The organism is Sphingobium indicum BiD32 (assembly GCF_000382885.1).
Classification (GTDB): domain Bacteria; phylum Pseudomonadota; class Alphaproteobacteria; order Sphingomonadales; family Sphingomonadaceae; genus Sphingobium; species Sphingobium japonicum_C.
In genome coordinates this window covers 1-6,587 of sequence record NZ_CAVK010000225.1, presented here as the reverse complement: position 1 = coordinate 6,587, position 6,587 = coordinate 1, and the positions used below count along the sequence as shown (strand labels likewise).

The following is a 6,587-nucleotide window of genomic DNA, read 5'->3' as shown; positions in this document are numbered from 1 at the left end:
CCGAGGCCGGCCTCGGTGCGTCCTCCGCCGAACACGCCTTCACGAGCTAATCGCGTCTGCCCATCCCCTGAAAAGGCTCTCGCTCCGGTATCGCAGCGGGGGCCTTTTCGCATTCTTTCGGCCGCTGGGCCGGAGAGGGAAGGGGGTGGGGCCAGGCGCTTACCGCAATGGAGAAAGGCTATGTCCGAGACTATCGACCTGGGCGGGGCGCCGGCCAACGAGGAGTGCGCCCAGCTCGGCCACACGCCCGGCTTCGAGCGGCTGAACCGACTCGAGGTCGCCGCCTACCGCGCCGCGCTTATCGCCCGGTTCGGCGCCCCGCCCGCGGGCTGCGCGCTCGTCAATCTTACGAACCGGCACGATTTCGGTGTCTATTACACGCTGGGGCTCAAGGTCGACGCCGGCGCTACCCGCCGCGATCCCGCTGTCGCAGCTTTCGCCGAGGCCGTGCAAGATGGTCTCGGAAGCTGGATCGAAGCCGGCTTCGCCGCGCCCGTCCGCTACGACGACGCAGCGCCCAGGGTCGATCGCGCCTCGATCGACGACATCGTCACCGGCGTGCTCCTGGCGACGCGCCCCAATCCCAATGGCCGCTTCGTCATTCCCGACTTCGAGATCCTCCACCGCAATCTGTCTGCCGCCTATCCGCGCAGCGCCGAAGCCGCGAAGACCATTTTACAGGAGATTTCCGCATGACCGAGGTAAAGCTGACCCCCGAACATGCCGCTACTGCTGCGCGTATCGTTGCCGAGATCGATGAACAGCTCGATCGTGTCCGCGAGGCCGAGACGCGCTGCAAGACGGCCTTCCTCCCCATCCTCGTCGAGCACGGCATCACCCGCGTCGAGATCGTTTATGACGGGGGCGGCGACGAGGGATCCGTCGGCGATGTCACCGCTTATGCCGGTGACGAACCGAGAGACCTGCCGCCCGTCCTTTGCGACCATTTCGCCGTCGAATGGGGCGGTGACATCACCAGCCGCGCCATCCAGCTCGAAGATGCGCTGAGCGCTTTTGCGGAGAATGCCGCAAGCGACCATCATAGCGGCTGGGAGAATGGCGAGGGTGCCTGGGGCACTATCGCGATCGATGTCGCGAGCGGTGCCGTGATGCTCACGCATAACAGCCGCTTCGTCGACTATGACACGACCGAGACGGAACTCTGACGGTGTCGCATTGCCATTATCATGCGCTGAGCTCGGTGCGCCGTTGGGGCGGCAAGGCCGAGGATTATATCGCGCTCCATCAGTGGTTCGATGAATCCAAGAAGATCCTCGCCGACCCTCGTCACCGCGCCTTGCGGCATCATGCCGAGGGGATATTCATGCTCGAGACGGTTTTTGGGGTGACCATCCGGAACAGCGACGAGCGCGACATTCCGGTGCGCCTCATCGGGGAGCAACACGTGGCGGAGGATCTTGGTCGCATTCCGTCCTTCGCCGACTGGGCGCGGCTTATCCAGCCGATGCCCTGGATCCTGCGGGGCAATCCTGCAGGGTCACCGGGGCTCTCCTGAAGGATTCAAGAACTCAATACCATTGACATAAGTCCGGAAACTCCGTATTTTACGGAGAGGAGATTTTATGACTCAGACGGCTACTTCTGTGGAGGTCTCGAAGGCTTTCGGCCGTTTTGGCCGGCAAGCTTTACAGGAGCCCCTTACAATCACCAATCATGGGATCGCTAGTCTTGTGCTGCTTTCCCACGAGGAGTTTATGCGATTGAAGCGACGCGATCGTCAGGCTCTGACCCTAGGTGATTTTACCGACGACGATCGGGCCGCTGTCGCGGCTTCACGCGCTCCGCGAGAAGCAGATGCCTTCAATGATGAATTGTCCTGAGCCTGAGCTGCGTGCCGACGCCCCTGCCGGGCCTCGTACTACGATATTCTTTCCTCTGGAGTCATGAAGCAGCACGGGGCGCCGAAGAAGGTAGCAAGGACAGGCCTTGTGCCGTTCTGTTAACTGTCGCCAACCGTGATGGACAGGATGTTGTCACCGTACTTCCAGTCACTCACACACCACCCGAAAACCTCGATCTCGCTGTCGAAATTCCGGCCAAAACGAAGAGTCGCCTTCGGCTTGATGGTGAGCGTTCCTGGATCATACTCAATGAGGCGAACCGCTTCATTTGGCCCGGTCCAGACTTAAGGCCCGTGCCTGGCGATAACGAGCGTCGCATCGACTATGGGCTTCTACCTTCCGCTCTCTACGATCTCATTCGAGAGAAGTGGCTCAAAGCGTATGACCGTCGTCAGGTCACCCAGGTAACAAGAACAGGATAGCTCCCGTGACTGAAGATCGCCGCGCATCAGAACCGCATGAGTTGACCGAGGCTGCCCGTCTCGCTCATAATCTTGAGTTTCCGATCGGGAAGAATCATATCCCTTTGTTCGTGGAAGAACTCGGTCAGGCGGCGCTGGATTCGCTTGTTAGCGCCCGACCGCCCGTCAAATCCTATATCCTCAATCGGCTGTTGGACTGACAATGACGTCTCCACCCTTCGGCAAGGCCGCTGCGGAAAAGGCACTCGATCGCCTGATCGATCTTGCCCGGTCCGACACCGGCCAGGCACGCCGCGCCGCCAACTTCCTCCTGGCCTGGTGGAACGGGGATGATTGCGGCCACTTTCCGATCGCCGATCTGTTCGGCGTCGATCCCATGATCGCGGCCCATATGACGACGATCATCGGGTTTCTCGGCCAGCACCAAGGGGCGATCTATCCCGACGCTTTCGGCCGCAAGGCCGAGATGATCGAACTCGTCGGTCGCTGGCGCGACTTCGAATCCAAATAAGCTCCTCGTCTTGTCTGGCCGGAACGGTTATGTTTGCGGCATGGAGGAGCTCGACCCCCATACGCTGCGCGTCGCCGCATCGCTCGTGCGCTCGCGGATTGCCAGGCTGACGCTCGATCCGCGCTTGGACGGGCTTCAGCGGGTCGGTGCGCATCGAACGCTCACCCAGCTTGCCATCGATCTCGAGGTTTCGGCCGATTATACCGGCCCGAGATCGCGCCGCCGCAAAGCCTGATTTCTCGCAACGCCGGGCAAGGGCAAATGTCGGCCTACCAGCCGCGAAGGCTGGGTCTCGCCGCTGCGCATGGAAAGGGAAGGGGGAGGGGACGGAATGGTTCGGGTGAATCCCGAGGCCGTTCACGCGCGGTGCGCATGGTGCACTGCCAAAACCCCGGGAGCCACCATTGGCCAATCATTTCGTCAAAGCGAGCTTCACGCTCTGCGTCACCCATGCCGAGGCCGAAGTGCTGCGCCAGGTCGAGGAGGTCCTCGAGATCCTCGGCGATGCGCCTCTGGAATCCGAAGCGCGCGCGGCCTGCCTCGCCGCATTAGGCGAAGGCTTCGCCGCCAGTTTTCCTCCATCCGAGGCCGACCCGCTCGATGGCTTCCTGCGCATCTTTCCCGATCCGGACTATCCGCGCCTGGGTTTCACGCTGCAGATCGATCCGCCCGGCGAAGGTGACGGCGTCAGAGTATGGATTCACGGCGACCAGATCGACATCGAGGCGGCGGCGGCGCTCATCCAGGCGGCCGCCCAATCGGCCCTGCCGTTCGGATTCGAATATGCGCTCGACTGCGATCGCATGCGGCCCGGCGAATTCGGCGGCGGCTATGTCGTCATCCGCGAGGATGACATCGAATTCGGCGGTTCGGCCCAAGGGCTGGAACGCGCACTCAGTCGCCGCGCCGCCGAGGCCGAGCATGGGCTCGTGATGGCGATCCGCGACGCCGACGAGGGCCTCCTCTTCTGGAACAGCGCTACCGGCTTCGGTGCGCTTGAGACAGCAACGGTGTTTTCTAAGGCCGAGGCCGCGAACTGCGATCTTCCCGTCGCCGGCGACCAGCCCGAATGGCTTGCCATGCCCGCACCGCTTACCTGAGGGAGACAGGTCATGCGCTACATCATCGCGCTCTACGAAATCGACCGTGCTTTTGGCGGGCGGGAAGAGGGAGGCTGGTGGTTCGATACCGGCGAACTCGCCCGGCTCCTGGCGCTCGCACCGACCGAGACCAGGGCGCGCTATCTGGCGGCGCGCGCCAACCGCTTGCTCGAGCGGCTCCAACGCCATCGTCGCCCCGTCGATTCGATACTGTACGAGGGCGGCCGCTATACCGCGATCGTCTACGAATGGGCCGCGCCGCCCGCGTTCCCCGAGGTTCGGCCGCAATACGCCTGACGCGCACCGCTGCTCGTTCGCCGCGGACCGGCTTCCCCGACACGCTGCCCAGCGCATTCAACGAAGGAGCCTATCTCCATGTCGACCCATCACGTCGTGTTCACGGCCGCCGTTCCGAACTGGATACTCGAGCGCGCCGATGCGGACAGCGGCGAGCGTGCCAGGAGCTGGCTGCTCTCGCAGAGCTGGTACGAGCGTCGACGCATCGCATGGCAGAGCGCCGCATCGCTCGCACCCCGCCATGATCAATCGCTCACCCGGCACCGGATCGTGCTCGAGCTCGACTGTCCCGGTACGGCACGCCCCGCCGCCGCCGCGCTGACTTTCACCGTCAAGGTCGCCGTTCGGCAGGGCGAGGATCCCGCCGAGAAGGCCCGGCGCGTCCTCGACCTACCGCGGCGAGCAACCACGCCGCGGCGCGTGCCGAAGCCGCAAAGCCCGTTCGAGCGGGGCTCGTTCAGCACGCCGCGCGGTACGTCGATCATCGGGCCCTTGCCGGCCGAGTGGCCGCTCGACCGTATGCTGACGGCCTATTCGACGCATCTGGGCAGCTACGGGCAAGGCGGTGTCGGCCTCTCGGGATGGCAATGTAACGGCGGTTCCTGGATCGTGTTGCCGCTCAAAGGATCCGAAAGCTGGACTTGGCTCACCCGCGAGGACATCGAACCCGCTTCGGATTACCGCTCGCTCCACATCGACATCGACCAGCGCATCGTTGGCGTTCATCCCGATCAGATCGATGACTTCCCGCCCTGGAACCATCGCTATGCTGGCCATGCGCAGATTCTCGATCTTCCCGATTTTGCGGACGAAAAGGCGACGATCGCCCGGTTCGAGGTAACCGGGTCCGGCTTCACGCTCGAGGCAGCGAGCGGGCTCACGCGCTGGCGCTTTGCCATGGGTGATGATCTGCCTCGCCCGATCTGGGCGGGTTCACGCGAAGCGCGCGTCCTATGCGAGCAGGAATCGGTCGCCGAGGCCTTTCTCCTCGCGCACGACTGCTATCTCGAGGTGTAAGCAGCGAGGCCGAGAAACCCGATCTCATTCTATTGAGATATCGATGCTCGCCGTGTATATGGCTATGTATATGCAAGGAGGCCGCTTTGGCACGACCCGAACCGATAGCTGCGCGGGAGGCCAAGCTTTTCCGTAACAACAAGAGCCAGGCGGTGCGCATTCCGGCCGACTTCGAGCTGCCCGGAACAAGTGTAATGATTCACCGCGAAGGTGATCGGCTCATTCTCGAACCCATCCGCCGGAAAAACCTGCTTGAGGTTCTCGCCGGTCTTGAGCCGCTCGGCCCGGAAGATCAGTTCCCGGACATAGACGATACGCTGCTGCCGGCCAAGGCGATCGATCTGTGAGCACCCTTTATATGCTCGACACCAACATCGTGTCAGAACTTGCGCGCAATCCCCACGGCGGTGTGGCGAAGCGGATCGCGGAGGTCGGACCGGACGCCATTTGCGTCAGCATCGTCACCGCGGCAGAGCTGCGCTACGGCTGCGCAAAGAAAGGGTCTCCCCGACTGCTGACCCAGATCGAGGCCATACTCGCCAGCGTCCAAATCTACGCCTTCGATGTGCCCGCCGATACTGAATATGGCGGCATTCGGGCAGAGCTTGAAGCTGCCGGCAAGCCGATCGGCCCCAACGACCTGTTCATCGCCGCACATGCCTATGCGCTTGACGCGGTCCTTGTGACCGCCAATGTCGGCGAGCTCACTCGTATCCGCGCGCTGAAGATTGAGAACTGGTTAGACGGCATCCATTGATGCTCTCGCCGACGGCGCATGCGGGATGATGTCATCGTCAAAGCCATCTCCCTGACAGCCCCGAGGCCGCGGTAGCGGGCCTCGGAAATGGCGCTCGTCGCGCCTGCTCGGCCGAACGGCCGAGGAGAGGAGTGGGAGAGGGGAAGATGGTTCGGACGAAGGGTTCGAGGCCATCATCCAGGAGACTTTCCCATGAACATCGGTACGATCAAGCAGAATGAAGCCGGTATTTTCGTTGGCAAGATCGCGACGCTGACGATTGCGATGACGCTGGCGCTGCGCGAGGTGCACTCGTCCAATCCGAAGGCGCCCAAGTTCGAGGTGCTGGCGCTGTCGGCATCGCGGGCGTGGGTGCAGGTAGGAGCGCTGTTCGAGCTGTTCTCGAACGGCACGGGCGAGGCGTTCCTGAACGGCAAGATCGAGGACCCGAGCCTGGCGGCGCCGCTCTACGTCTCGGCGTTCCGGCAGGAAGACGGCAGCTACAACGTGGTCTGGTCGCGTCCGACGCGCCGGCGTGACCTTGCCTCGGAGATAGCGCCCAAGGCCGACGACGGCCTGCCGCCGCTGCCCGGCGCCGACGAGCCCGCTCCGTCCGGCCAGACCGCCGAGGCCGGCCTCGGT

Annotated in this window: 13 protein-coding genes; all 13 read left to right on the top strand. The window is 63.2% G+C overall.

Annotation, left to right across the window (positions count from 1 at the left end):
• Positions 1 to 180 precede the first annotated feature (180 nt).
• A complete protein-coding gene (locus EBBID32_RS20055) occupies positions 181 to 696 on the top strand; it encodes a hypothetical protein (protein ID WP_006965539.1) in 516 nt (171 codons plus the stop codon).
• Positions 693 to 1,166, top strand: a complete 474-nt coding sequence (locus EBBID32_RS20050) for a DUF6878 family protein (protein WP_006965537.1) — start codon at positions 693 to 695, stop codon at positions 1,164 to 1,166. Before EBBID32_RS20055 ends, EBBID32_RS20050 begins: the two co-directional genes overlap by 4 nt.
• A 2-nt stretch (positions 1,167 to 1,168) precedes the next feature.
• Complete coding sequence (locus tag EBBID32_RS20045; RefSeq protein WP_006965535.1) at positions 1,169 to 1,516, top strand: DUF6915 family protein; 348 nt, start codon at positions 1,169 to 1,171, stop codon at positions 1,514 to 1,516.
• A gap of 67 nt (positions 1,517 to 1,583) precedes the next feature.
• Positions 1,584 to 1,841: a hypothetical protein gene (locus EBBID32_RS20040; RefSeq protein WP_037492148.1), complete on the top strand. Its 258-nt coding sequence runs from the start codon at positions 1,584 to 1,586 to the stop codon at positions 1,839 to 1,841.
• Between the two features lie 448 nt (positions 1,842 to 2,289).
• Positions 2,290 to 2,484, top strand: a complete 195-nt coding sequence (locus EBBID32_RS20035) for a hypothetical protein (RefSeq protein ID WP_006965531.1) — start codon at positions 2,290 to 2,292, stop codon at positions 2,482 to 2,484.
• Positions 2,485 to 2,486: 2 nt separating this feature from the next.
• Positions 2,487 to 2,795, top strand: a complete 309-nt coding sequence (locus tag EBBID32_RS20030; protein ID WP_006965529.1) for a DUF7673 family protein — start codon at positions 2,487 to 2,489, stop codon at positions 2,793 to 2,795.
• 40 nt (positions 2,796 to 2,835) lie between these two features.
• Positions 2,836 to 3,030, top strand: a complete 195-nt coding sequence (locus EBBID32_RS20025) for a hypothetical protein (protein ID WP_006965527.1) — start codon at positions 2,836 to 2,838, stop codon at positions 3,028 to 3,030.
• 169 nt (positions 3,031 to 3,199) lie between these two features.
• Entirely contained in the window at positions 3,200 to 3,895 is a 696-nt protein-coding gene (locus EBBID32_RS20020) for a hypothetical protein (RefSeq protein WP_006965525.1), read from the top strand.
• 12 nt (positions 3,896 to 3,907) lie between these two features.
• On the top strand, positions 3,908 to 4,192 hold the full coding sequence (locus tag EBBID32_RS20015) for a hypothetical protein (protein ID WP_006965522.1): 285 nt from the start codon (positions 3,908 to 3,910) through the stop codon (positions 4,190 to 4,192).
• A gap of 78 nt (positions 4,193 to 4,270) precedes the next feature.
• Positions 4,271 to 5,209 (top strand): hypothetical protein, encoded by a 939-nt coding sequence (locus EBBID32_RS20010; protein WP_006965520.1) that lies wholly within the window; start codon positions 4,271 to 4,273, stop codon positions 5,207 to 5,209.
• Positions 5,210 to 5,295: 86 nt separating this feature from the next.
• Entirely contained in the window at positions 5,296 to 5,556 is a 261-nt protein-coding gene (locus EBBID32_RS24685; RefSeq protein WP_037492145.1) for an antitoxin, read from the top strand.
• A gap of 11 nt (positions 5,557 to 5,567) precedes the next feature.
• Positions 5,568 to 5,966, top strand: a complete 399-nt coding sequence (locus EBBID32_RS20000; protein WP_196805705.1) for a type II toxin-antitoxin system VapC family toxin — start codon at positions 5,568 to 5,570, stop codon at positions 5,964 to 5,966.
• Positions 5,967 to 6,158: 192 nt separating this feature from the next.
• On the top strand, positions 6,159 to 6,587 hold a 429-nt coding region (locus EBBID32_RS19995; protein ID WP_037492141.1), incomplete at its 3' end, for a DUF736 domain-containing protein.